We start from the raw sequence: 26,724 nt of genomic DNA, 5'->3' as shown, positions 1-26,724 counted from the left end.
GTAGAAAAATGAAAAGTGGAGTATTTGGCATATTAAAAGCAAGATTCTTGATCAATGATGACGCAATTAAAAATTGGCGATTCATTGTTTTTATCATTTTGCTTGCCATTTTGATGATTGCCAATACACAGCGATACGAACAAAAGGTTTTTGAAATTGCAAAACTAAATAATGAAGTAAAAGAATTAAGATCAGAATTTGTAGATCGACGTTCAGAATTGATGAAATTAAAAATGGAATCAACGATTTCGGACAAAATGCTTGAAAAGCAGATTTTTCCATCAACGGTTCCTCCAATAAAAATAGAAGTTAAAAAAGAAGAAGAAAAAAGTTTCTTTAAAAGAATATGGCAGTAGACGATAAACATATATCCTACAGAATTTACCTCGTAGCAGTTTTCATCTTTATGATGGCAATTGCTATTGTCGTTAAATTAACCAATATTCAATGGGTTGAAGGAGATTACTATAGAAAACTGGCGAAACAGCGTACGGTTCGAAATTTTGTAATTCCGGCAAACAAAGGAAATATTTACTCGGCTGACGGAAGTTTGTTGGCAACATCAATCCCGAATTATGAAATTCGTTTTGATGCTAAAGCGCCAAAAACTGAAACTTTTGAGAAGCATGTAAAAGCATTATCAGATTCATTGGCGACTGTTTTGGATAGACCTGCAGGATATTACGAACAGGAATTAAGAAAAGCCAGAGCAAATAAAAATCGTTATTATTTGATTGCCCGTAATTTAAGTTATACGGATTATGTGAAAATTAAAGGTTTTCCATTATTTAGTTTAGGTGCTTTTAAAGGCGGAATCATAATTGAACAAGAGACCGTTAGAAAACATCCGATAGGGAAGATTGCTGAAAGAACCATTGGTTACGACCGAATTGATCCAGCAACAGGAATTGAAGTTGGAAAAGGAATTGAATGGGCTTTTAAAAGTTATTTGAACGGAAAAGACGGAAAAATTCTAAAACAAAAAATTGCAAAAGGCCAGTGGAAACCAATTCGTGATGTAAACGAAGTAGATCCTATTGATGGTTACGATGTGATTTCGACAATTGATGTTTTTATTCAGGATATTGCACATCATGCTTTATTGAAACAACTTCAAGAATATGAAGCAGATCACGGCTGTGTGGTGGTAATGGAAACTGAAACGGGTTATGTAAAAGCGATTTCAAATTTAGGAAGACAGGAAGACGGGTCTTATATTGAAACTACAAATTATGCTGTAGCAGAGTCTCACGAACCAGGATCGACTTTTAAATTGGTCGATTTAATGTCGATTCTAGAAGATAAAGTGGCCGATACAAGCACTGTTTATGATAGTCACGATGGTGTGGTTAAATATTATGGAAGATCTGTACGTGATTCGCATAAAGGGGGTTACGGAAAAGTTTCCTTAGCTCGCGGATTTGAACTTTCGTCAAATACGGTAATGGTTCAGGCAGTTTATGATAATTATAAAAGCAATCCGTCAAAATTTGTAGATCATATTAAAAGTTTTGGTTTAGATAAACCTTTAGGATTGCATTTTAAAGGAGAAGGAAGGCCAATTATTCCACATCCTGGAGATAAAAGCTGGTCAGGAATTTCACTTCCGTGGATGGCTTTTGGATACTCGGTTTCAGTTACTCCAATGCAGACCTTAGCTTTTTATAATTCGGTGGCGAATAATGGGGTAATGGTAAAACCACAGTTTGTTTCGGAAATAAAGGAATGGAATAAAACGATTAAAAAGTTTGATACAGAAGTAATTAATCCAAAGGTTTGTTCGCCTGAAACGCTTAAAAAAGTAAAAGCAGTTTTGCAAAATGTGGTAAAAAAAGGAACTGCGTCTAAGTTGTATTCGAAAGATTTTCCAATGGCAGGAAAAACAGGAACAGCTATGGTGAATTATGGTAAAGCGGGAAGAGAAGGAATGTATTATGCGTCTTCTTTTGTTGGGTATTTTCCAGCAGATCATCCAAAATATTCTTGTATTGTAGTGGTTCATAAACCTAATACATCAAAAAATAATTATTACGGAGCAGACGTTGCGGGTCCAGTTTTTAAAAGAATTGCCCAAAAAATATTTACAGATGCGCCTTCAACAAATAAAATAAAGCAGCTGGATTCTAAAATTCCAAAACAGGAAATCAGTTATGCTAAGTTTGAAAAAGTATCAAATACAAAAACAAGTGTAATTCCGAATTTAAAAGGAATGCCAGGAATGGATGCAATTGCTTTACTTGAAAATTTAGGTTTAAAAGTAAAAGTAAACGGAGTAGGAAAAGTGAAGAATCAATCGATTCAAGCTGGTCAAAATATTAGTAGAAACGCAATTATAGTATTAGAATTATCGTGAAAATACTGAAAGACATATTATATAAAGTAGCAATCGAGTCGGTAACAGGTTCGACAGAAATTGACATTCAAAAAATTGAATTTGATTCTCGTAAAGTAGAATCAGGTGATATTTTTGTTGCCATTCGCGGTTCACTTTCTGATGGACATGATTACATTCAAAAAGCAATTGAACTTGGTGCTATTGCAGTTATTTGTGATACTTTGCCTTCAACTATTGAAAAAGGGATTACTTATATTCAGGTACAAGATACGAATGCAGCTTTGGCTTTTATTGCTGCAAATTATTTCGGAAATCCATCTGAAAAATTAAAATTAGTTGGAGTAACGGGAACAAACGGTAAAACTACAATCGCATCATTGTTGTTTCAATTGTTTAAAAAAGCAGGTTTTAAAGTTGGGTTATTATCAACTGTAAAAATTATGGTTGACGAAACAGAATATCCTGCAACGCATACAACACCAGATTCTATTACGATTAATCATTATTTAAATGAAATGATCGAAGCTGGGGTAACGCATTGTTTTATGGAAGTGAGTTCACACGGAATTCATCAAAAAAGAACAGAGGCATTACATTTTGTTGGCGGTATTTTTACGAATTTGTCGCACGACCATTTAGATTATCATCCAACTTTTGCAGAATATAGAAATGTAAAAAAATCGTTCTTTGATTCATTGCCAAAAACGGCTTTCGTTTTATCAAACATTGATGATAAAAACGGAACTGTAATGTTGCAAAATACGGTTGCAAGAAAGTTTACATATGCCTTGAAATCGTATGCCGATTTTAAAGCAACAATTTTAGAAAGCCAATTGTCTGGTTTACTGCTAAAAGTAAATGATAATGAAGTTTGGGTAAAATTGATTGGAACATTTAATGCATACAATGTTTTAGCAATTTATGGAACTGCAATTGAATTAGGAATGGATAGTCTTGAAGCGTTACGCTTACTGTCTGATTTAGAAAGTGTTTCGGGACGTTTTCAATATATTGTTTCAGAAGGAAACATTACAGCAATCGTCGATTATGCACACACGCCAGATGCTTTAGATAATGTTTTAAAAACGATCAATGATATCCGTACAAAAAACGAACAATTGATTACAGTTGTAGGTTGTGGCGGAAATAGAGATAAAACGAAAAGACCAATTATGGCAAAAATTGCTTCAGACTTGAGTGACAAAGCAATTTTAACTTCCGATAATCCAAGAAACGAAGATCCAGAAGTGATTTTAGACGAAATGGAAAAAGGAGTTGAAGCTCATAATTACAAAAGAATATTAAGAATTACAGACAGAAAACAAGCTATAAAAACGGCTTGTCAATTGGCTCAGCCAAATGATATTATTCTTATTGCAGGAAAAGGACATGAGACGTATCAAGAAATAAACGGTGTTCGCCATCATTTTGATGATATGGAAACTGTAAAAGAAATTTTAGATCAATTAAAAAAATAAAGTTTAACCGGTGAATTGATTATTCGTTTAATCGGATAATTATTAAATCAAAAACAAACGAATAAACAAATCAACGATTAACCAAATAAACCAATATATATGCTATACTATTTATTTGAATATTTAGACAAAACATTAGATGTGCCAGGAACGGGAGTTTTTCAGTACATCACTTTTAGATCAGCTTTAGCATTAATGCTTTCGTTGCTTTTATCAACGATTTATGGAAAACGAATCATTAACTTTTTGCGTAATCAACAAGTTGGTGAAACAGTTCGTGAGCTAGGTCTTCAAGGTCAAAATGAAAAAGCAGGAACGCCAACAATGGGTGGACTGATTATCATTTTTGCAACACTTGTGCCTGTTTTGTTGTTTGCTCGTTTGCATAATATTTACATCGTATTGCTTATTGTAACTACACTTTGGATGGGGACAATTGGTTTTATTGATGATTATATCAAAATATTCAAAAAAGATAAAGAAGGGCTTAAAGGAATTTTCAAAGTAATTGGTCAAGTTGGTTTGGGAGTAATCGTGGGTGCTGTTCTTTATTTTAATCCTGCAGTAACTGTTCGTACAGATACTGGAAGAACAGATGTTTTTAAAACATCTACTAATACAACAGTGGTTTTACCGGCACCGGTGGAAGAAAAATCAACGGCAACGACTATTCCTTTCGTAAAAAACAATGAATTTGATTATGCTGAATTATTAGCTTGGACAGGCGAAGGTTATGAAAAATGGGCTTGGTTAATTTTTATTCCGGTTGTAATTTTTATTATCACAGCGGTTTCTAACGGAGCAAATTTAACTGATGGAATTGATGGTCTTGCGGCCGGAACCTCTGCGGTCTCCGTACTCGCGCTCGGGATATTTACATTTGTTTCGGGAAATATTATTTTTTCCAATTATTTGAATATTATGTACATCCCAAATTCGGGAGAAATGACGGTCTTTATATCAGCATTTGTAGGAGCATTGATTGGTTTTCTTTGGTACAATTCTTATCCTGCATCTGTTTTTATGGGAGACACGGGAAGTTTGACGATTGGTGGAATCATTGCAGTTTTAGCAATTGCCGTTCGTAAAGAGTTATTGATTCCGTTATTGTGTGGAATCTTTTTAGTAGAGAATTTTTCAGTGGTACTGCAAGTGAGTTATTTCAAATTCACTAAAAAACGATACGGTGAGGGAAGAAGAATTTTCTTGATGTCTCCGTTACATCATCACTACCAGAAAAAAGGATATCACGAAAGTAAAATTGTGACCCGTTTCTGGATTGTTGCCATCATGTTAGCCATATTATCAATCGTTACTTTAAAATTAAGATAGATGAGGCTGGTAGTTTTAGGAGGAGGAGAAAGTGGTGTTGGAACCGCTATTCTGGGGAAGAAAAAAGGATACGAAGTTTTTGTGTCTGATTTTGGAAAGATTAAAGAGAGTTACAAAGAAGTTCTTATCATTAATAAAATTGCCTGGGAAGAAGAACAGCACACTGAAGATCTTATTCTGAATGCCGATGTGGTGATGAAAAGTCCTGGAATTCCTGAAAAATCTCCGATTGTAAAAAAATTAATTGCTGCTGGAGTAAAGGTGATTTCAGAAATTGAATTTGCAAAACCATATACAGAAGCACTGACAATTGGAATTACAGGAAGTAATGGTAAAACAACAACAACAATGTTGACTTTTCATTTACTGAAATCAGCTGGTTTGAATGTTGGATTGGGAGGTAACATAGGAAAAAGCTTTGCCTGGCAAGTGGCCGAAAATAAGTTTGATGCATACGTTCTTGAATTAAGCAGTTTTCAGTTAGACGGAATCATAGATTATAGACCAGATATTGCCATAATTACGAATATTAGCCCGGATCACTTAGATAGATATGAGTATAAATATCAAAATTATATCGATTCGAAATTCAGGATAACAATGAATCAGACCGAAACGGATTACTTGATTTATGATGCAGACGATGAAGCAAGTGCAGAATGGTTAAAAAATAATACAACGAAAGCAAAATTAATTCCTTTCTCATTAACAAAAAGTTTTGCAGAGGGGGCTTCTATAAATAACAACAAAATGGAAATAAAGATCAACCAAGAAGAGTTTACAATGGACACGGAACACATTGCGTTAGAAGGAAAACATAATATGAAAAACGCAATGGCAGCAAGCTCTGTAGCAAAATTGATGCAAATTAGAAATGCAACAATTCGTGAAAGTTTATCTAATTTCCAAGGTGTAGAACATCGTTTAGAAAAAGTATTAAAAATACAAAACGTACAATATATCAACGATTCAAAAGCAACAAATGTAAATGCAACTTTCTTTGCTTTAGACAGTATGAATGTGCCAACAGTTTGGATTGTTGGAGGTGTTGATAAAGGAAATGATTACAACGAATTAATGTCATTAGTTCGTGAGAAAGTAAAAGCAATTATCTGCTTAGGAATCGATAACCGTAAAATTATTGATGCTTTTGGGAACGTTGTTGATATTATGGTTGAAGTGAACAATATGAACGATGCGGTAAAAACTGCTCAAAGATTAACAGAAAAAGGTGATGCTGTTTTATTGTCTCCAGCTTGCGCAAGTTTCGATTTATTCGAAAACTACGAAGACAGAGGAAAACAATTTAAACAAGCAGTACATAATTTGTAAAAATAGTTTAAGGTTTCAAGTTTCACATTAGGAGAAATTTGAAACTTGAAACAAGAAAAACCTGAAACTAAGCACTATGAAAGAATTGGTTAACAAATTAAAAGGAGATAGAGTAATATGGTCATTCGTGGCTTTATTAGCGCTGTTTTCGTTTATGCCTGTTTTTAGTGCGAGTAGTAATTTGGCATACATTGGTCATGGAACGGGGAATACATTGGGGTATTTGGTGAAACATTTGGCTCACATTTGTATTGGATTCCTGATTATTTATTGGGTGCACAAAGTACCATATCATTATTTTAGAGCGATTTCAAAAATTGCTTTGCCTATTGTTTGGTTCTTGTTGCTTTATACATTATTGAAAGGAACTGTTATTGCAGGAGCAAATGCAAGCCGTTGGATTCAGGTACCGTTTATCGGAATTACATTTCAGACTTCGACTTTGGCTTCCATTGTTTTGTTCATATTTGTGGCTCGTTATTTGTCAAAAAAGAAAGAGGAGAACGAACCTTTTCAAGTGTCATTTATACAGCTTTGGATTCCGGTATTTATTACGCTGGCATTGATTTTGCCTGCAAACTTTTCTACCACTGCATTGATTTTTGCAATGGTTTTAATGCTTACGTTCATTGGAAAATATCCATTAAAATATATTGGAATTATTATAGGTTCAGGACTTGTTATGCTGACGTTCTTCCTTTTGGTAGCGAAAGCCTTTCCTGATTCTAGATTTTTCAGCAGGGTTTCAACTTGGGAAAGTCGTATTATGAACTTTACCACAGATAAACCTGATGAGGATGATTATCAGATTGAGAAAGCAAAAATTGCAATCGCATCTGGAAGACTTGGAGGACTCGGGCCAGGAAAAAGTGTTCAGAAAAACTTTTTACCACAATCTTCTTCCGATTTTATTTATGCAATTGTAGTCGAAGAATATGGTTTAGTTGGAGGTGTGGCAATATTAATTTTGTATTTATTGCTTTTGTTTCGATTTGTTATCGCATCACACAAAGCCAATACGTTATTCGGGAAATTAGTCGTCGTCGGACTCGGATTTCCAATGATATTTCAGGCGATGATTAATATGGCGGTTGCTGTAGAATTGTTGCCAGTAACAGGACAAACGCTTCCGCTGATAAGTTCAGGAGGAAGTTCAATCTGGATGACGTGTTTAGGTCTTGGAATTATCATCAGTGTGACTAAAAAAGAAGAAGAAATCGCTGAGGAAAAAGAAGAGAAAGAAAGACGAAAAGAAGCGCTTCAAAGATTAATTGATAAAGAATTAGCAGAAGAAGATTTACCTGCTGACGAACTTTACGAAGAAGAAGCAATGTATTCAATCGAAGATAATTCCAAAAATCCGATGAATGCAGTTTTGAACAGATAAGATTAAAATATAAAGATTTTTTAAAAAGTTGTAATTCTTAGAAAGATGACAAAGTATAAATTCATACTTAGCGGAGGAGGAACAGGAGGGCATATTTATCCTGCAATTGCGATTGCAAATGAATTAAAATTACAATTTCCTGATGCTGAATTTCTTTTTGTAGGTGCCAAAGATAAAATGGAAATGCAAAAAGTGCCTCAGGCAGGTTATGAAATAAAAGGTCTTTGGATTGCAGGTTTACAACGAAAATTGACTTTACAGAATATGATGTTTCCATTAAAGTTGGCAACAAGTTTATTAGAGTCAAGAAGAATTATCAAGCAGTTTAAGCCAAATGTAGTTATTGGAACAGGAGGTTTTGCCAGCGGACCATTATTGCAGGCGGCAGGCGGTGCGGGAATTCCAACTGTTATTCAGGAACAGAATTCTTTTCCAGGAATAACAAATAAATTATTGAGCAAAAAAGCAAATGCAATTTGCGTCGCGTATCAAAATTTAGAACGATTTTTTCCAAAAGAAAAAATTGTGTTGACTGGAAATCCAGTTCGTCAGGATTTGATTGATATTGAAAGCAAGCGAGATGAAGCAATTGCGTTTTATGGTTTAGATCCGAATAAAAAAACGTTATTGGTTTTAGGCGGAAGTTTAGGCGCACGAAGAATCAATCAGTTAATTGAAAAAGAATTACAAAATTTTCTTTCGCAAGATGTTCAGGTAATCTGGCAATGCGGAAAGTTATATTTTGAGGATTATAAAAAGTACAATCAGCCAAATGTAAAAGTGGTTGATTTTATTGAAAGAATGGATTTTGTTTACGCAGCTGCCGATGTGATTATTTCACGTGCTGGAGCATCATCAGTATCGGAATTATGTATTGTTGGGAAACCAGTAATTTTTATTCCGTCGCCAAATGTTGCTGAAGATCATCAAACAAAAAATGCGCAAGCAATTGTTGATGCTAAAGGTGCCATTTTATTGAAAGAATCAGAATTAGACAATGAATTTAGTATTGTTTTTGAAGCGCTTCTGAAAGATGAAGGAAAACAAAAACAATTAAGCTCAAACATAAAAAAACTGGCAATGCCAAAAGCGACACAAGATATTGTAGCTGAAATTGTGAAGTTAATTCGTTAAGCTATAAGCAGTAAGCTATAGGCTGTAAGCTTTAAACTTGTTGCTTAAAGAAAAAGAATAAAATAATAAAGACAAGGGTAGAAAAGGCCTAAAGCTTAAAGCTTATTGCTTAAAGCGAAAAAAAAGCAAATAAGAAATGAATTTAAATCAAATACAAAACGTTTATTTTATTGGTATTGGAGGCATCGGAATGAGTGCTCTGGCCCGCTATTTCAAATATATCGGGAAACAGGTTTCAGGTTACGATAAAACGCCATCAATGCTGACAAGTGAATTAATTGAAAGTGGTATTGATATTCATTTTGAAGATAATATCAATTTGATTCCGACTGATTATCATGTTGAGAATACGCTGGTGATTTTTACGCCAGCTGTTCCAAAATCGCATTCAGAGTGGAATTATTTTATTGAAAGAAATTACGAAATTAAAAAGCGTGCAGAGGTTTTAGGGATTATCACCAAAGACACTTTTAGTTTTGCAGTTGCTGGAACACACGGTAAGACAACAACATCAAGTATTCTTGGACATATTTTATATGAAAGTGGAGCAGATGTTACGGCATTTGTTGGTGGAATTGTAGAAAACTATAATTCAAATTTAATTGGAACTGGGAAAACAGTTACAGTTGTTGAGGCTGATGAATTCGACAGATCGTTCTTGCATTTGCATCCAAATATTGCGTGTGTAACTTCAATGGATGCAGATCATTTGGATATTTATGGAACAAGTGATGCAATCGAGGCTTCGTTTGTTGAATTTGCTTCAAAAGTAGAAGATAAAAACAATCTTTTTATAACCAAAGAATTGCCTTTAGAAGGAGTTCAGTGCGCTATAAATGAAGATGCAGTTTATAAGGTTTATAATGTTCGAATTGAAGACGGAAGTTATGTTTTTGATGTGCAAACGCCATCTGAAATTATGAAAGATCTTCATTTTGGATTGCCTGGAAAACATAATTTAATGAATGGATTAATGGCTATTGCGATGGCAAAAACTTTCGGCACCCCGACCGAGTCTATTGCAAAAGCCATTGCTTCATTCAGAGGAATCAGAAGACGTTTTTCTTATCAAATTAAATCAGATAAGTTAGTTTATATAGATGATTATGCACATCATCCAACGGAAATAAATGCTGTTCATCAGGCAGTTAGGGAATTGTATCCAGGAAAGAAAGTGTTGGCGATTTTTCAGCCTCATTTATTCAGTCGAACAAAAGATTTCGTTGAGGGATTCGCAGAAAGCCTTTCACAATTTGATGAAGTATTTTTAATGGATATTTACCCAGCGCGTGAATTGCCGATGGAAGGGGTTACATCAGAATGGCTGTTGGGGAAAATGACAAATTCGAACAAAAAAATTGTTGCAAAAAATGATTTATTAGCGCAAATCAAAGCCAGTGATGCGCCAATAATTGTGACAATTGGAGCTGGAGATATTGGAGAAATGGTTCCGTCAATCAAAAAAATGCTAAATGAAAATATTTAATTGGACAAATATTCGATTAGTACTCATTTTAGGGCTTGTACTTTTTCTATATTCTTTCGCTCAGCATCGAAATGGAGATAGAAAATTGAAAAAATCTATGGTTGTTTTTGTAGGAGAAAATGCGCTTTTTGTAAAGGCTGAAACGGTTAATAAATTGTTGATAGAAAATAAAAGAGACGCTTCCAGTATTAGAAAAGATGAACTAGATTTGAATAAGATAGAAAAAACCCTTGATACGCAAGACATGATTGAGAAGTCAGATGTTTTTGTAAGTATCGACGGAGTTCTAAAAGCGGTAGTAAAACAGAAGACACCAATAGCGCGAGTTTATGATGGTGATCAATCTTTTTATATTGACTACGAGGGGAATAAAATGCCTTTGTCAGACAATTTTACAGCGCGAGTTCCTCTTGTTTCGGGGGCGATAAATGAAAAAAATAACGAAGATTTAGCTGCTTTATTTCGCACAATTTATGACGATGCGTTTTTGAAAAAAAACATCATTGCGATACAAATTATGCCTAATGGCAGCCTAAAAATGTTTAATCGAAACTATGATTACTTCATAGATTTTGGCAGAACGATGAATGTTGATAAAAAATTTAGAAACTATAAAGCGTTTTTTCAAAAAGCAGTTTTAGATAGTTCGTTATACAAATACAATAAAATTGACCTTAGGTTTACGGAACAAGTAGTTTGCACAAAATAATAGAAAATGGAAAAAGATAACATTGCAGTAGGTCTAGATATTGGAACGACAAAGATAGTTGCCATGATAGGCAAGAAAAATGAGTATGGCAAATTGGAAATTTTGGGTATTGGGAAATCCAAAAGTCTGGGTGTTGCGAGAGGAGTTGTAAACAACATTACGCAAACTATTCAGTCAATTCAGCAAGCAATACTTGAAGCAGAAAACAATTCAGGTTATAAAATTAAAGATGTTGTTGTTGGTATCGCCGGACAACACATTAGAAGTATACAGCATACAGATTACATTAGCCGTAGTAATCCTGAAGAGGTTATTGGCGAAAAAGATATTCAGCTTTTAATTGATCAGGTAAATAAATTGGCAATGTTGCCGGGTGAAGAAATTATTCACGTTTTACCACAGGAATTTAAAATTGACGGACAATCTGAGATTAAAGAGCCAATCGGAATGTACGGTGGAAGATTAGAATCTAGTTTTCACGTTGTAGTTGGTCAGGCTTCTTCAATCAGAAATGTTGGAAGATGTATTCAGAGTTCAGGAATTGAACTTTCAGGATTGACATTAGAGCCATTAGCTTCGGCAGATGCAGTTTTAAGTCAAGAAGAAAAAGAAGCAGGTGTAGCTTTGATAGACATCGGAGGTGGAACAACAGATTTAGCCATTTTTAAAGATGGAATTATTCGTCATACTGCAGTAATCCCTTTTGGAGGAAATGTAATTACTGACGATATAAAAGAAGGTTGTTCGATTATCGAAAAACAAGCAGAGCTTTTAAAAATAAAATTCGGATCAGCTTGGCCGGGAGAAAATAAAGACAACGAAATTGTTTCTATTCCAGGTTTAAGAGGAAGAGAGCCAAAAGAGATTTCACTTAAAAATTTATCAAAAATCATCCATGCGCGTGTTGTGGAAATTATTGAACAGGTTTTTGCAGAAATTAAGGCTTACGGACACGAAGATCCTCGCAAAAAATTAATTGCAGGAATTGTTCTTACAGGTGGTGGAGCTCAACTAAAACACATTAAACAATTAGTAGAGTATATTACTGGTATGGATACCAGAATTGGATATCCAAATGAGCATTTAGCTGGAAATTCAAGCGAAGAAATTTCGAGCCCATTGTTTGCAACAGCGGTAGGTTTAGTGATGAACAGCATCGAAAACAGTACACAAAGTGCTGTTCGAATGGAAATTGTAAATGAACAGTCAAAAGTAGTTTACAGAAACGCTCCAGCGCAGCAACAACAACCTATTCAGCAACGATACGAAGTAGAAGAAAACTACGTTGAAAGAGTAGAAACTATTGAAGAACCAAGAGAGACAAGAACAAATAAAGTAGAAGCAGAATCTACAGAAACCAAAATTAGGAGATCATTTTTTGACAGATACGTCGATAAAATCAAAGATTTTTTAGACAACGCTGAATAAATATAAGCCGAATAGAGATAATAAAGAGAAGGATTACTTTCTGGCCCCAAGTCACGAAGTAAAAAATGTACTAAATAAGAATTAAAAACCAAAAAGATGATGAGCAACTCAGAATTTGGAAGCATTTCATTTGATTTACCAAAAAACCAATCAAATGTAATCAAAGTAATAGGTGTAGGTGGAGGAGGTAGCAACGCTATCAACCATATGTTTAAACAAGGTATTAAAGGCGTTGATTTCATCGTTTGTAATACCGATTCACAAGCACTGCAAAACAGTTCGGTGCCTAACAAAATTCAGTTAGGTATGAATTTGACAGAAGGTCTTGGAGCAGGAGCAAATCCTGACGTAGGACAGCAGTCTGCTATTGAAAGTATTGCCGATATTGAAAAAATGTTAGACCGTGGTACTAAGATGGTATTTATTACCGCTGGTATGGGTGGTGGTACTGGTACAGGTGCTGCTCCGGTTATCGCGCAATTAGCAAAAGAAAGAGAAATTCTAACAGTTGGTATCGTGACGATTCCGTTTCAGTTTGAAGGGAAAGTACGTCAGGAACAAGCACTTTTAGGAATCGAAAAATTACGTAAACAAGTTGACTCGTTGATCGTAATTAATAATAATAAATTAAGAGAAGTTTACGGAAATTTGGGTTTCAAAGCCGGATTCTCTAAAGCAGATGAAGTTTTGGCAACTGCCTCTAGAGGTATTGCTGAAGTAATTACACACCACTATACTCAAAATATCGATTTACGCGATGCTAAAACAGTTTTAGCAAACAGCGGAACGGCTATTATGGGATCTGCGGTGTCAGAAGGAGAAAACAGAGCTAAAGATGCGATTGTATCAGCATTAGATTCTCCGTTGTTAAATGACAATAAGATTACAGGTGCCAAAAACGTATTGTTGCTTATCGTTTCTGGATCTAATGAAATAACGCTTGACGAAATCGGAGAAATCAACGATCACATACAAGCAGAAGCAGGTTACAACGCAAATATTATCATGGGAGTTGGTGAAGACGAAACTCTTGGTGAAGCTATTGCTGTAACTATTATTGCTACTGGTTTTGATGTTGAACAACAAAACGAAATCGTTAATACGGAGCCAAAGAAAATCATTCACACGTTAGAAGACGAGCAAAGAAGTGTTCATAATTTAACGAATAGACCACTTACTTCTTTTGATTTAAATGCTGAAACACCTACTGCAAAATCTGAGGATAAAGTTGTTTTTGAATTAATGGAAGATACGGTTGCTCCCGTAGCGCAAACTCCAGTTGCTCCGGTAACACCTCCAACAATCAATCAAGAAGAGTTGGTTGTGATGTCTGAGTTTATTAAAAATCTTGATGTGACGTTTGAAATTGTTTCTCCAATAACAGATATCGATTTTAAAATCTCAACTCCAGAAGTACAGGCTTTTCAAGAAGTGAAGCCAGTGCAGCAAAGAACTTTTGAAAAAGAAGAACAAACTACTTTTTCATTTGATTTGCCACTTTTTAGATCAGAACCAGAGGTTAAAAAAGAACCAGTTGCTGAACAGGAAACTAAAATCATGTTTGAATTAACAAACGAAACTCGTAATATTAAAGTAAACGACCCGGTTTCATTTGTTCCGGTAACTGAACTTTCTGATAACGGAATTATCAAGTATTCGTTAGAAGAATATATGGAAGTGGAGAATGATTTGATGGCTTCAAAACCAGTTGAAAAAGTGGTTGAAGATGTTGTTCCTGAAGAATTAAATATTCAGTTGAAACCAAGAGTTGATTTTGCAAGTCAGCCTGATTTTACAACAACTGCAGAGGTTTCTCCTATGGAATTGACAATTGAAGAAACACTTCGTTTAAGAGCTGAAGAAAGAAGAAAGAAACTAAAAGAATTTAATTATAAATTCCACAATAATGTTTCAAGAATTGATGAGTTGGAAAAAGAGCCTGCTTACAAAAGATTAGGAATTGATTTGTCTAATTCTCAGTCAAACAATACTAATTCTAGAATTTCAGTTGGAACAGACAGCAATAATGATTTGCAATTGCGTTCAAATAATTCATTTTTGCACGACAACGTAGATTAATTTTAAAATCATAATATTAGGATAGCCCGAAAATTGGATTTAATTTTCGGGTTATTTTTTTTATCTTCGCACTGAATTTAGAAATTTGACTTCCTAAATAGGTTTTTAAAGTGAATCTTATTGTCAGTTCGAGCCCTTCGGCTTCGCTCAGGATAAACTAGTCGAGAACAAATTCCAAATTAATATATCAATTAATAGGCATTTGCTTATTTTAAATAAAACATAAACATGAGTTTACAAACACAAATCATGGACGAGATTAAAACGGCCATGAAAGCAAAAGATACAGTAGCTTTAGAAGCTTTGAGAGCAGTTAAGTCGGAATTATTATTAGCTTCAACAGCTTCAGGATCTAAAGAAGAGTTATCAGAAGATGAAGAAATTAAATTGCTTCAGAGATTGGTTAAAACTCGTAAAGAAAGCGCAAGAATTTTTACAGAACAAAACCGTCCTGACTTAGCTGAACCAGAATTGGCTCAAGTAGCGGTAATCGAGAAGTTTTTACCTGCTCAATTAAGTGAAGAAGAAGTAGAAGCTGTAATTGCAAAAATTATTGCAGAAACAGGAGCTTCTGGAATTGCTTCAATGGGTAAAGTTATGGGATTAGCATCTGCTCAATTAGGCGGAACTGCTGAAGGAAAAACCATTTCTACAATTGTGAAGAAATTACTTTCGTAAATATAATTTTAGATTTCAGAGTTCAGATTTTAGATTGAATTTGAACTCTAAAATCTGAACTCTAAAATAAAATTGACCTCGTAGTTCAACTGGATAGAATATCAGATTTCGGCTCTGAGGGTTGGGGGTTCGAACCCCTCCGGGGTCACTAAAAAAGTAAAGCCTGAGAATATAGATTCTCAGGCTTTTTTTTGGGGTTATTTTATCGGTCTTTCAATCTGTTATAATCATGATTTAAAAATTAAGAGCACATACTCAAAAAATGCGTTTAGTTTGGGAAATATTTAATTAGCTTGATAAAATAATTTTGTAGTATTTTTACTATCTTTGCATGTTGTAAAAGTGTTATTTTTGTATTCTAATATATTTATTGTTAATGTTGTATAAATTAACTATAGGTTATTTCTTTCTTTTTAAACGGACACTTTTTGTGTTTTTTAATAATTACTACTCATCTAAAATAAAATGGCAAAGATTCTTTTAAATATGATTGTTAAAAATGAGGCGAAAATTATTTCGCGTCTGCTTAATTCAGTAGAAACTACTATAGATGCCTTGGTGATTTGCGATACAGGTTCTTCAGACAATACTGTTGAAATAATTGAAGATTGGGCAAAATCCAAAGGAATTCTTTATAAAGTAGTCCAAGATCAATGGGTAAATTTTGGGTTTAATAGAACAAATGCTGTTTATTATGCAAAAGAGTATCTAATAAATACGGATAATAAGCTGGAAGATTGGTATTTGTTATTTTTAGATGCTGATATGCAATTAATGGTAGATTCATTGTTTGATAAAAACAAATTAAATCATCCAGCTTATAGTATTATGCAGTGTCATGATAATAGTTTTGAGTATTCTAACGTTCGTTTGGTGCGAGCTGATGTTGAAATGAAATACATGGCTCCTACACATGAATATTTATATATTGGCGACTTGCAAGATACTATTTTGAGCTCATTAAAGATTAATGATATTGGTGACGGAGGGGCTAAAGTTGATAAATATGAAAGGGACATAAAACTTTTAAAAGAGGCTCTTAAAACAGAACCAGAGAATCCAAGATATTTATTTTACTTAGCTAATTCTTATTATGATATTGGCGATTATAACACTGCAAAGCAATGGTATGAAGCTAGATACAATGTTATTGGATGGGAGGAAGAGCGTTGGTATGCTAAATACAAATGGGGGGCAAGTTTATTGAAATTGTCTTCTGTTGTAGATGCCGAAAAAATTCTTTTAGAAGCCTTTCAAGAACGCCCATGGCGGGCAGAGCCGGTCTTTGCTTTGGCGCAATATTATCATGAAAAAAATGATCACGTTAGGGCTTATATGTATGCATCATTGGCTATAAAAGTAGAGTCAACAAAAGAAGATAAATTATTTATAGATAAAAATGCAAATGGAGGAAATGGCCCGATTGAAATTGTTAGTGTCCATGCCTATTATATTGGTTTTTTTGCCGAAGGGTTATATTGCACACAGAAATTAATTTCTGCTTATCCAAATGTTGAACAATATAAAAAAAATCTGCAATTCTATATAAAGCCTTGATGCATTTTTGCCAGTAAATAATTTAATCATTCAAAGTTTTGTCGCTCTAGCAAGAATTGCTTTTTAAAGGAATTTAATGTTCTAGTGCTATTGATTTTTAGAGCTTACAGGTATTTCTTAAACGTAAAAACACCACTCAAAATTTGATTTCTGAGTGGTGATTAATTTAAAAATTTACTTTGTTTTGTAAATCTCTCAACCTTTAATTATTGCTTTTTTAGGCGATTTTTATTTTAAACGTTTAACAGAGAAAAAAGATATTGGACCATTTCCTGTACCTCCAGTACTAAAAGCTCTAACTGTTAGAGTTCCAACATTATTTGCACAACCAAAAGAGTAAGTATGAGAAGGATCCATAACAATTGAAGTTATAAGTGTGAAAGTGTATGCGTTAGTACCTATACCATCATTAACTCTCGCTACCCATTGACCGGTATTATTATCTACAATACCAATTACAGGGTTCCCTGTTGTTGTTCCGAAAAGCTGAACATTTATTGTAACCAGATACGTACCTACATCAGCAACACTGAATTGATTCGTGCTTGAATTTCCAATAAACTTATTTTTATTATCAATAATTACATTGTTTATGTTTCCAATTTTTATAATACCGCTTCCAGAAGTAACAAAGTCAGATGACATCATTGCGGTTATTTCTTGTGCTACTTCAAGTTTTCCATCTATGGCAATTACTGTTCCTACTTCATTTGGTACAATGTTTATAACAGGAAAAGCTCCTTTTTTTAGTGTACCATCATTAGCAACTACTATTGGTGCATCATTATTATCAGTACTACTAATTAAACCTGATAGAGCAAGGGTATTTGTTGAGCTGGTTTGAATAGTGGTTGAATGGTTTAACGCACCGCCTAATTGTGTATAACCATTATTTTGCGATAGCCCGTTATTGGCCAATGGGCTAATGGTTAGTTTTTCTCCGTTTTGGGTAACAACCGTTTTTGTTTGTGCCATCATAAATCCACTCTGGATTAATAATAACATGCAGGTAATTTTTCTCATTTTAAATTATTTTAACTATTTATGATTTTTAAAGTCTTATATATGAGACAGAAAAGATATTTTGTACCTCTTTTTTCTCTCATAAAAACAAATGCAAAATTAAATGTGTCTTGCAGAAGCTTTTACCTTTAAAAGTTCTAGTTGTGATAAATTAAGACAAGAAAAAAGTTTGTGTCTTTTCTATTGTTTTTGCTTGGTATTAAAAGAGTCAATATTTATTATTGACTCTTTTAAGTTTTAATGCTGTGAGTATCGATAATTAATTGTCTTATGATATGATACCTTATTAATTGTTTTTATTTTTTTTGCTATGGCGCCATTATAGGTCTGTCTCTATTTATAATTATGTCTCTTAAGTATGTCAGATACAAAATAGTCATGACCTTTTTTGAGATTGAAATAGTTTGTATTTTACAAGGTTATTTTTTTACTCAAATCTAAATATTGCAATTTTGGTTAGGCCTGGTGTATAGCCTGTTGCATTCCCGCCCATATCTACACTAATTCTATCACCTACTACAAAATCATCAATTGCAAATAATGGTGCAGATGCTCCTGAGGCTTTAGCTGCGTCAATAGCTGCGATAACAATTCCGTTTCTCAATATTCTTAAATACCAATCCCCTGTTGGAGTGGCTACTGTTAAATTAACAAATATTTGATGCAAGCCGCTATTCTGAATTGTATAATAAGTTCCAGTTGAAATACTCCCTGAAAATGCATTTTCAGGATTAATCACATAACTGTCAAAAAAAACATTAGTACCTGTAGTTCTAAAAGTGGCAACTTTTGCAACCGCTACCAATTTAGGGGTTTTAGCATCTTTGGTTAAAGGTGTTTTCCATACTATATTTCCAGAGGCATCTGCTGCTGTAGCAATTGCGCCTGCTGCTGGCGCAAGTCCATCTATACCTTTTGCAATTTGTGCAGAACTCAGACTAGTTTTGTTTGTACTTTCATCAATTGTTAGTGCATTGGTGTTTTTTGAGTTATTCCAAATACCAAAAAAACCATTATTTTTATATATTCCGAAATAATTTGTATTAGAAGTTGTGCGATCAAATATTTGTAAATCATTTTTGATGTAAGCATTTCTTATATTTTGAATGTCAAAAGTTGCCATATTTAAGTTTTTTTCGGCAAGATGACTTCCTAGATTATCACCTCCAAAACTTGATCTGGGAATTGATTTTAAAACCCCACTTGCATCAGTTACTAATATATTGTCAGAGGCGGCACCTGTTGTCAATCCTGTAAAAGTTAAAGTATTAGTTGAGGATGTTGCTAAAACAGAAGGATGAGTTAAGGCACCGCCTAACTGTATATAGCCACTATTAGCGGTTAATCCATTATTTGCATAAGGGCTAATGGTTACTTTTTCTCCATTTGAGCTCACAACTGTTTTACTTTGTGCAATTAAAAATCCACTTTGAATTAATAATAAAAGGCATGTAAGTTTTTTCATTTTTTTTATTTCTACGATTTTAGTATTCTTGATAAAAAGTTATAATTATTTATAAGTTTATTTTTGTTAAATTAAAAAAAAAATAAAAATACTTGTCATTTTATTCTTTTTTTGCCACTAAATGTTTTGATTATAACAAAATAAGACGAATAATTTTTTATGAGAAAGAGGAAGACGTAATTATTGAGCTTATATTTATAATTTCTTGGCTCTAATTTCTATAGCTTTTGTTGATTCGTTTTTAAGTTTGTGATATTCAGCTTTGAGCATATCGCAAATTATACCTGTTCGGTCGCCTCGAATTGACTTTCGGATATAATCATACGAATATCCATGCCTGTCTTTTATAATCTTTAAGATATCTTGATTATAACTTGGTCGAGATTTTATATTTTTGCTCATTGCGGTGTTTGTATTAACAACCGGACAAATATAGTAAGATATTTCCTAAAACAATAGAAAATGTAGGAAATTTTCTAAATTTAATATTAGATGACTGAAAACACTTTAAAAAGATTGAAGCAATTTCTTGATTTTAAAGGCATTAGAATAAGTGCTTTTGAGAAAGAGGTTGGCATGTCCAATGGTTCTTTTGCCAGTCAATTGAAAAACAATAAGACAATAGGTGTTGATAAATTAGAAAATATCTTAAAAAAGTATCCAGATATTAATGTTGAATGGCTTTTAACAGGAAATGGAAGTATGTTAAATTCAAATGCTGTACACGAGGAAAGTACTTCATACAATAAAACCATTCAAGAAGATGCTGAAGAAGCCATTAATTACAAAGAGCTTGCTGAAGCCCGAAAAGAAACTATTGAAAGTCTTAAAAAAGTAATTTTATATTTAGAAGCACAATTGTCGGAAAGTAAGAAGAGTAAAGAGTAAAGAGTAAAGAGTAAAGAGTAAAGAGTAAAGAGTAAAGAGTAAAGAGTAAAGAGTAAAGAGTAAAGAGTAAAGAGTAAAGAGTTGACGTAGACTCGTTTATTGTTTAGTGATTATAAAACTTTTTATTTAAAAAATTCTGCAGATAAAACATACTAAAGCGCAAACTCTTAAAATTTAGAGTTTGCGCTTTTTGTTTTGTAATTTTTCTATTCTAGCTGAAAAATTATGCCTTTATTTATTTTTCAGAACTTTTCTTAGGTCTTTTTATTAGAAAGTAAAGCGACACTACGAAAACAATTAGATAAAGAGTTGCAAGCGCTGGTTTTTCAAATTGTAGTGTTTTAAAATCGAATTGCTTATACAATGTTGCACCTAAAATGATTACTACAACTAGCAAAGTAAATGATATTGGTTTTTTATTTTCCATATTTTAAGGTTTTAAAGATTGGTCAATATTGTTTGTAATGGTTTTAAAATTTTGCTTTACTAATATAGGGAATGTTTTACAACAAATTATTCCTAAGTTTTTATGTAGTAATAAAAATTGGTTTTATAAAAAAATGAGGCAAAAGAAATTCTCTTTTTACCCCATTTTGATTTTATGTTTTAAAACTATTTCGTACTCTCTAAGAAAAGATCAATATAGTTTACAACTAGATTAACGTGCTCATGTTGTGGCGCATGCCCTGTTTGAGGCAATAAAATTAATTGCGCTGTAGGTAATTGTCTCGTAAGCGGATACCAGTTTTCAACAGCAAAACTAGTGTCGTGATCTCCAGAAATTATCAAAATTGGTGTTTTTGTGGTTTTCAGTTTATCTCTGTAATTTTCTTTGTCTTCGGCGGCGTTTTCTCCTCCTGCAAAATACAGTTGAAAAACATCCATAGTTGATGGAATTTTAGAAACATCAATTCGTTGTACAATTCGGTCGTGTGACGCTTTTGCTGCTTTTCTGCTTTCTTCAGATTCTGGTTCAAAGAAAAGTACAATTTCATCATTAAGGTCATTTATTGGTTTTAAAGCGTGATCTAGAAAAGATTGTTCAAGTGGGACAACTCTTTTTCCGATTGGTCCCGTTCCTAGCAATACGGTATGCGTAACCAAGTCTGGATATTGATGCATTGCGGCTTGCGTAACCAGCCCGCCATACGACCAGCCTATAAAAATGGCTTTCTCAATTTTTAAATAATCTGCCAGATCTTTTACGTCTTTAGCAACTTCCTTTACATCTGTTGGCAAAGTTCCAGTTGAATAACCAATTCCCGAATAATCAAAAGTAATTACCCTGTATTTTTCGGCAAGAAGATCCAGAAATAAAGGATCCCAGGTATCAATCGTTCCTCTAAATCGGTTAATTAAGATAAGCGGAGTTCCGTTGCCAATTGATCTATAAGCAATCTTTCTGTCTGATAAATCAGCAAATTGTGTTTCCGAAGTAGTGGCGGTTGTTTTATGTGCATTCATAATTGATAAATTTATTTTAAACATCAAAGAAATAGTGCTGATTTAAGCTCGCTATTTTTTGCGTTTTTGGTTACTAATAAATTAAATGAAAACAATTTTAATGCCTTTCATAAAATATTTTTATCAATAGGCATTCGCAATATTTTTGAGATTATTTTTTTGTTTTATTTCGCTAAAAGAATGTCATTTAGCGGTATTTAGAAAAATTAAATTTCAATTGTGCTTCCAATTTTTGGAAGAAACAAATGAAGATTTGCGTTTGTAAAAGCATCAGTTGCCTTTTGATGATCCATAATAATAAAACCAAAAGTATCATAGTGGACGCCTAGTATTTTTGTCACTTCAACAAGTTTTGAAGCTTCAATGGCTTCTTCAACTCCCATTGTGAGTCCGTCGCCAATTGGGAAAACAGCAAAATCTAATTTGGTAAATTTCGGAATCAGCTTCATGTCCAGCGTAAGCGCTGTATCGCCGCTGTAATAAAAATTTCCGTCGGGAGTTGTTAGTACAAAACCAGTTGCGATGCCACCATAACTTCCATCCATAAAACTGCTCGGATGCTGTGCAATAACACATTTTACTCTTCCAAAGTCAAAATCAAACTTCCCGCCGGGATTGATTGGATGCGCATTTTCGATTCCGTTTTTTAAGAGCCAGTTGTAAATTTCAAAATTGCCTAAAACCTTGGCTCCAGTATTTTTTGCAATTCGTTCAACATCAAGTATGTGGTCATAATGTGCGTGCGAAATAAAAATATAATCGGCTTTTATTTCGTCAACATTAATGTCTTTTGCTAATTCATTTGGTGTGATAAAAGGGTCAAAGAGGAGATGTTTTCCATTAGCCAAAACCGAAAAACAAGAATGCCCGTAATACGTTACTTTCATAATAGTATAATTTAGAAATTAATAATTATTAAATAGTTTGAGATTTTAGGGGCAAATGATATGCCGTTCATTCTTCCAATATTTTTTCAGTATCAACAGCATTATTTTCTTGATATAATTTCTGGCCTATTTTTCCTTGATCGCCAAGCGCGCGCCCTTTAATGAGCCAAGCAATTCCGAAAGCAAAAAGCGCAATAGTTTCAAAAACCAAAGTTGAATAAGCAAACAGTTTAAATTTTCCAGAAATGGGAACGAGAATTAATGAAACTAAAATGGTGTAACCGCAAAATTTATATATGTTGTTTTCATTTAAAATGCTTTTAGGAGTTCTAGTTTCGTTTACTTGGCCAATTGTAAAAACATTGATTGCAAGCAAAGCCAAGATTAAAAAGAAAACGCCAGCAAAACCATAATGAAGCCAGCCAAGCCAAGTTTTAGCCGATGGAATGAAAGTGTATATTTTTTGAGAAAAATCAGCGGGATTTGTCGGAATTAGAGCTACGCCAATGGCCATGATTCCGGCAACATTGGTCAATAAATTATCGTTTTTCCAAATTGAAGTATTTCCGTGGCCTTTGTATCGGATTAAAAATAAACCGACAGCACACAAAGTTCCGGTGAAAATCTCCCTCAAATTTGTGTAGTAATAATCGCTGATAGAAGGCTGAATTTGCGTTTGAAAAAAAGAAATTAAAGAAAAGCCTACCAAAAGTATGGGCAGACTTATTCCTAGATATCCAATCGCGCGTCTGATGCGTCTATAGGTAAAAACATCATAACTTTCAATTTTGACTTCTTTGGCATTTATTTTCATAACTATTTTATTTATCGAAAGATAAAGTTATGAGAATATTTTGTAAGTATCTGGTAATTAGTGATTAATAATGTTTTTGTGTTGTTTTTAACGCATTTTTGTCATTCCGAGGAACGAGGAATCTTCGCGAGTAGCTCTACAAAGATTGACGATTTAGATCATGGAGTTTCTTGCGGAGATTTCTCGTCCCTCGAAATGACAAGCTTGTGTAAAATCCGTTTTAACCCGTTTTAATCTGCGTCATCCGTGTGCCATTAAAATCTATTTTCGAGAAAACAAATTCTCTACAACCCAAGCTGGACCAATCAATAAAAACTGAAGATCTTTTAAGAAAGATGGTTTTTTGCCTTCGATATTATGACCATAAAATTGTCCGATCCATGCAATAACAAAAACGCCAATTGAGAAGATCCATAACGGTACAAACTGACCAATGTAATAGTTTGCAACCAGACAAATTGCTGAGAAAACGGCAATTTTAATAGCCATTCCCACAGATAATCGGATATAAAAAATTAGAACAAAAAGCAAAACCACAAAAGCCCAATTTTCGATAATTGGTGCATTCAGTTTTAAAGTATTGGCAATAATGCTACTCGGAATACTCATTAACAATCCTACGATTGAAAAGAAGATGGCCGGTACGCAAATGTAATGTATGGCTTTGTTTTTTGGGTTTTGGTGACTTACAGCATATTCTGCAAACCATTGATCTAATGTTCTCATTTTTGTGGTTTTAATAGTTAGTTGTCGTAAATCTAATGAAATTTCTTTTACAATTATGACATGAAAACAATAACTAAAGAATGAGATTTTTTTGAGTTTTTAGTTTTCTAGACTCACTTTATTATAGTCAAACACATTATCCCACAATTCGTCAATTTTGATAAGCGCATCGTTTAACGGAATAACGCTCCATTTTCCGTTGTTTTCATTTCCAAGGCCAATGCTCTTCAATTTCAATAAAGCATCATTTACATCAAAATCTAATTCGGTTTTTAATTTTAATTCAAACCAAGATTCTATTTGCGCATCCAGTTCCTCAGCCGTAAGCGGATGCGTGCTTCGGTTTAAAAAAGAATAAGCTAAAATGGTTTCTTTTAAAACTTCTTCTTCAGATGAATTTAAAAGGGAATAAAAAGCACCGCTGTTGTTTCCGAGGTTTTTGAAATACAAACTGTCAGAAAGAATTTTAGAATACCTTATTTTTTTGTTTACAAAGTTGTTGTATTGGCGGAAACAATAAATAGACAAAATCCCTAAAGCGATTAAACCTTGATTTAGTGAAGTTTTGCTGTTTAGCAAATCGATAGCTTCGCCAGTTTCATAAGCATTATACATATTAATTAAGGCCGGAATTACTTTGGCACTTAATAACGAAATTCCACCAAAAATTCCCGGAACCCAAAGCAACAATTTATCCTTCAAAGACATTCTCGGAATAGCATTTGGGAAAATCGTTTCAAGATCGTTTTTAGGAACTCGTTTAAAGATTTTCAAAGCAATAGAACCCGGGTCGATAGGCATTTTTCCTAATTTGACTTTCTTTTCGCTTAAATAATCAGCGTCGCTATAATTCAAATAAATTAAGACACGATCGTAGTATTCAATTTCGACTTCTTTCTTCCAGAAAAAGTATTTCGAAATTTTTTCTGTTGCTTGATGATGACCGCGAACGTATAGTTCATAATCTTTAAAAGCATTAAAATCAATCGATAAATCCAGGCCAATCAAATCAGATTCTGCAAAAGCTGTTTCTAGAGTTTTCTTGTCAATTCTGTGATAATTACCGCGGTCTAAAACTGTTTGCAATGTTTCTTTAAAGACAGAAAAATCACTTTTGCCAATAAATCCTTCGCGTTCTTTTTCGCTTAAATCCGGATCAAATAAGGCGTAGTTTTGTTTTAGATTTTTATTGAGATTAAAAGATTCGTAATGATAATAATGCTCAATTATTTCGAATAGATTTCTAAAAGCAGCAGCTTTTTCTGTGTCTTCTGCAAGAGCAGTAATTTGTTGTTCGAGTAAGAATTCCTTGTTGAATGGAATATAATGTTCTCGTGTCATATTGATTTTTGGGCTTAACTTGTTCTTAGGCATGGAAGCTACAAATGTATGAAGTTTTAATAGCTTCTCCTATTTGATTGCAGTTCAGTATCAAGTTTAACTTTCCGAAAGCAGGAAACGGTTTATAATATTTACAAAAAAAAGAGATTTCGAATCGTAGCAAGCGATCTGAAATCTCATTTTAGCGTTCAAAAAAAATGACAATATTTTACTAATTTACCTTTCGGAAAATTAAATTCTACAGTAAAAATTATTCGGTTGCAATATTACCATTAATTAAAATGGAGGCAATAGGTATTTATACGTTTTTTTTTTTTTTGATAAAGATTATGATTCTCGAATTACTTCTGCAATCTCGATTGCAATTTCTTCGACGGTATAAGATGCGGTATTTCTGGCTAATTTATCAACTAGAGATGGACTAAAATCCATGACCTCTTTTTTTGTAATATCGTGCCAAATTGGTAATACAATTTGCTCGCCACTTACTGATTTAGTAATAATTCCATCTAGTTCATAGTTTGTCCATCCTTTTTTTATGAAATTCTTCGAAAGAACAACAACTCCAAATTTGCTATTCGCTAATCCTTTATCTATTTTTCGACGCAAACTATCACCAATTTTTAATTCAAATTCGTCATACCATACTCGTAAACCTTCTAATTTTAAGGCATTAGCTAAAGGTCTTACAACTTCGTCCTTATCCTCCGATGCATGGGATATAAAGACGTCATATTCTTTTTCACCATTATCATCATTATCTGGGAAATAATCATCTTTATGAACTAAAGAGGGTACCGTGGAAAGAGCAGGTTGTCTTAGATCAGGCAAAGCCCCAGGCAAAGTTCTTACACTTGATTTAACAGTGCCTCTTAGTCCATTCATATCAATAGTTACATGCCAATTTCCTGTGCTTGGAACCACAAGACGAATTGGTGATTTTCTGGCGAGACCACCACTATATCTGTGAGTTCTTCCATTTCTGTAATTCTGAAAATTTGAGCTATCCATCAATCTCACATTGGCAGCGCTACCTGATAATGTGATTTCTATAATTTGTCCTCGTTCTTTTCTTCCTAGGTCGTAATGTGTGAAATTCATAATGATAGATTTAATTTAATAGTAGATTTTTAATATTGGAGTATTTGTAAATCATATAACTCGGAGTTGCATTAAGCGTC

Annotated in this window: 23 protein-coding genes and 1 tRNA gene; 15 read left to right on the top strand and 9 right to left on the bottom strand. The window is 33.6% G+C overall.

From position 1 onward, the window contains the following. The first annotated feature begins 8 nt into the window (after positions 1-8). The 14 genes from RB619_RS18075 (at position 9) to RB619_RS18010 (ending at position 16,935) form a co-directional block, all read left to right on the top strand. Positions 9-356, top strand: a complete 348-nt coding sequence (locus tag RB619_RS18075) for an FtsL-like putative cell division protein (RefSeq protein WP_035651754.1) — start codon at positions 9-11, stop codon at positions 354-356. After that, positions 347-2,353, top strand: coding sequence for a penicillin-binding protein (locus RB619_RS18070; protein WP_308100077.1), 2,007 nt, complete (start codon positions 347-349; stop codon positions 2,351-2,353). Before RB619_RS18075 ends, RB619_RS18070 begins: the two co-directional genes overlap by 10 nt. After that, a complete protein-coding gene (locus tag RB619_RS18065) occupies positions 2,350-3,813 on the top strand; it encodes a UDP-N-acetylmuramoyl-L-alanyl-D-glutamate--2,6-diaminopimelate ligase (RefSeq protein ID WP_308100075.1) in 1,464 nt (487 codons plus the stop codon). Before RB619_RS18070 ends, RB619_RS18065 begins: the two co-directional genes overlap by 4 nt. 99 nt (positions 3,814-3,912) lie before the next feature. Beyond that, the gene (gene mraY / locus RB619_RS18060) at positions 3,913-5,145 is read left to right on the top strand and encodes a phospho-N-acetylmuramoyl-pentapeptide-transferase (protein ID WP_308100073.1); all 1,233 of its coding nucleotides are present in this window, start codon (positions 3,913-3,915) and stop codon (positions 5,143-5,145) included. Further along, positions 5,146-6,477: a UDP-N-acetylmuramoyl-L-alanine--D-glutamate ligase gene (murD, locus tag RB619_RS18055; RefSeq protein WP_308100071.1), complete on the top strand. Its 1,332-nt coding sequence runs from the start codon at positions 5,146-5,148 to the stop codon at positions 6,475-6,477. Positions 6,478-6,553: 76 nt separating this feature from the next. Then, positions 6,554-7,864, top strand: a complete 1,311-nt coding sequence (locus RB619_RS18050; protein ID WP_308100069.1) for an FtsW/RodA/SpoVE family cell cycle protein — start codon at positions 6,554-6,556, stop codon at positions 7,862-7,864. A gap of 45 nt (positions 7,865-7,909) precedes the next feature. Beyond that, entirely contained in the window at positions 7,910-8,998 is a 1,089-nt protein-coding gene (gene murG / locus RB619_RS18045; protein ID WP_308100067.1) for an undecaprenyldiphospho-muramoylpentapeptide beta-N-acetylglucosaminyltransferase, read from the top strand. A 136-nt stretch (positions 8,999-9,134) separates the two neighbouring features. After that, positions 9,135-10,484, top strand: a complete 1,350-nt coding sequence (gene murC / locus RB619_RS18040) for a UDP-N-acetylmuramate--L-alanine ligase (protein ID WP_308100065.1) — start codon at positions 9,135-9,137, stop codon at positions 10,482-10,484. Further along, a complete protein-coding gene (locus tag RB619_RS18035) occupies positions 10,471-11,193 on the top strand; it encodes a cell division protein FtsQ/DivIB (RefSeq protein WP_133526767.1) in 723 nt (240 codons plus the stop codon). The genes murC and RB619_RS18035 overlap by 14 nt, the downstream gene beginning before the upstream one ends. A gap of 6 nt (positions 11,194-11,199) precedes the next feature. Further along, positions 11,200-12,621 carry a cell division protein FtsA gene (ftsA, locus tag RB619_RS18030; protein WP_308100058.1) on the top strand — a complete coding sequence of 474 codons (1,422 nt, stop codon included), beginning with the start codon at positions 11,200-11,202 and terminating at the stop codon, positions 12,619-12,621. 96 nt (positions 12,622-12,717) lie between these two features. Beyond that, positions 12,718-14,700 carry a cell division protein FtsZ gene (ftsZ, locus tag RB619_RS18025; RefSeq protein ID WP_308100056.1) on the top strand — a complete coding sequence of 661 codons (1,983 nt, stop codon included), beginning with the start codon at positions 12,718-12,720 and terminating at the stop codon, positions 14,698-14,700. A 228-nt stretch (positions 14,701-14,928) separates the two neighbouring features. After that, positions 14,929-15,378: a GatB/YqeY domain-containing protein gene (locus tag RB619_RS18020; RefSeq protein ID WP_091492577.1), complete on the top strand. Its 450-nt coding sequence runs from the start codon at positions 14,929-14,931 to the stop codon at positions 15,376-15,378. 74 nt (positions 15,379-15,452) lie between these two features. Continuing rightward, positions 15,453-15,526: transfer RNA gene (locus tag RB619_RS18015), tRNA-Arg, on the top strand. Between the two features lie 317 nt (positions 15,527-15,843). Next, positions 15,844-16,935 carry a glycosyltransferase family 2 protein gene (locus tag RB619_RS18010; protein WP_308100052.1) on the top strand — a complete coding sequence of 364 codons (1,092 nt, stop codon included), beginning with the start codon at positions 15,844-15,846 and terminating at the stop codon, positions 16,933-16,935. 228 nt (positions 16,936-17,163) lie between these two features. Here the strand turns inward: RB619_RS18010 and RB619_RS18005 are convergent, their stop codons facing one another. Together RB619_RS18005 and RB619_RS18000 are read right to left on the bottom strand one after the other, a co-directional pair. Beyond that, complete coding sequence (locus RB619_RS18005; RefSeq protein WP_308100050.1) at positions 17,164-17,958, bottom strand: hypothetical protein; 795 nt, start codon at positions 17,956-17,958, stop codon at positions 17,164-17,166. 427 nt (positions 17,959-18,385) lie between these two features. Then, positions 18,386-19,423, bottom strand: coding sequence for a hypothetical protein (locus tag RB619_RS18000; RefSeq protein ID WP_308100048.1), 1,038 nt, complete (start codon positions 19,421-19,423; stop codon positions 18,386-18,388). Positions 19,424-19,915: 492 nt separating this feature from the next. Between RB619_RS18000 and RB619_RS17995 the strand changes: the two genes are divergently transcribed. After that, positions 19,916-20,311: a hypothetical protein gene (locus tag RB619_RS17995; protein WP_308100046.1), complete on the top strand. Its 396-nt coding sequence runs from the start codon at positions 19,916-19,918 to the stop codon at positions 20,309-20,311. Between the two features lie 235 nt (positions 20,312-20,546). Here RB619_RS17995 and RB619_RS17990 read toward each other — a convergent pair whose 3' ends face one another. The 7 genes from RB619_RS17990 to RB619_RS17960 all read right to left on the bottom strand — a co-directional run bounded on the left by RB619_RS17990 (position 20,547) and on the right by RB619_RS17960 (position 26,644). Next, positions 20,547-20,738 (bottom strand): hypothetical protein, encoded by a 192-nt coding sequence (locus tag RB619_RS17990; RefSeq protein WP_308100044.1) that lies wholly within the window; start codon positions 20,736-20,738, stop codon positions 20,547-20,549. Between the two features lie 185 nt (positions 20,739-20,923). Then, positions 20,924-21,775 carry an alpha/beta hydrolase gene (locus RB619_RS17985; protein ID WP_308100042.1) on the bottom strand — a complete coding sequence of 284 codons (852 nt, stop codon included), beginning with the start codon at positions 21,773-21,775 and terminating at the stop codon, positions 20,924-20,926. A gap of 206 nt (positions 21,776-21,981) precedes the next feature. Then, positions 21,982-22,662: a metal-dependent hydrolase gene (locus RB619_RS17980; RefSeq protein WP_308100040.1), complete on the bottom strand. Its 681-nt coding sequence runs from the start codon at positions 22,660-22,662 to the stop codon at positions 21,982-21,984. A gap of 67 nt (positions 22,663-22,729) precedes the next feature. Next, complete coding sequence (locus tag RB619_RS17975; protein ID WP_308100038.1) at positions 22,730-23,476, bottom strand: hypothetical protein; 747 nt, start codon at positions 23,474-23,476, stop codon at positions 22,730-22,732. A 261-nt stretch (positions 23,477-23,737) separates the two neighbouring features. Beyond that, on the bottom strand, positions 23,738-24,202 hold the full coding sequence (locus RB619_RS17970) for an Mpo1-like protein (protein WP_308100036.1): 465 nt from the start codon (positions 24,200-24,202) through the stop codon (positions 23,738-23,740). A 99-nt stretch (positions 24,203-24,301) separates the two neighbouring features. After that, the gene (locus tag RB619_RS17965) at positions 24,302-25,543 is read right to left on the bottom strand and encodes a TMEM143 family protein (protein ID WP_308100034.1); all 1,242 of its coding nucleotides are present in this window, start codon (positions 25,541-25,543) and stop codon (positions 24,302-24,304) included. Between the two features lie 327 nt (positions 25,544-25,870). Further along, the gene (locus RB619_RS17960) at positions 25,871-26,644 is read right to left on the bottom strand and encodes a DUF1883 domain-containing protein (RefSeq protein WP_308100032.1); all 774 of its coding nucleotides are present in this window, start codon (positions 26,642-26,644) and stop codon (positions 25,871-25,873) included. Positions 26,645-26,724 lie beyond the last annotated feature (80 nt).

Origin of the sequence: Flavobacterium sp. LHD-80 (assembly GCF_030929605.1) — a bacterium.
Classification (GTDB): domain Bacteria; phylum Bacteroidota; class Bacteroidia; order Flavobacteriales; family Flavobacteriaceae; genus Flavobacterium.
The sequence above is the reverse complement of the archived record's forward strand: the minus strand, read 5'-3'. Positions and strand labels throughout refer to the sequence as shown.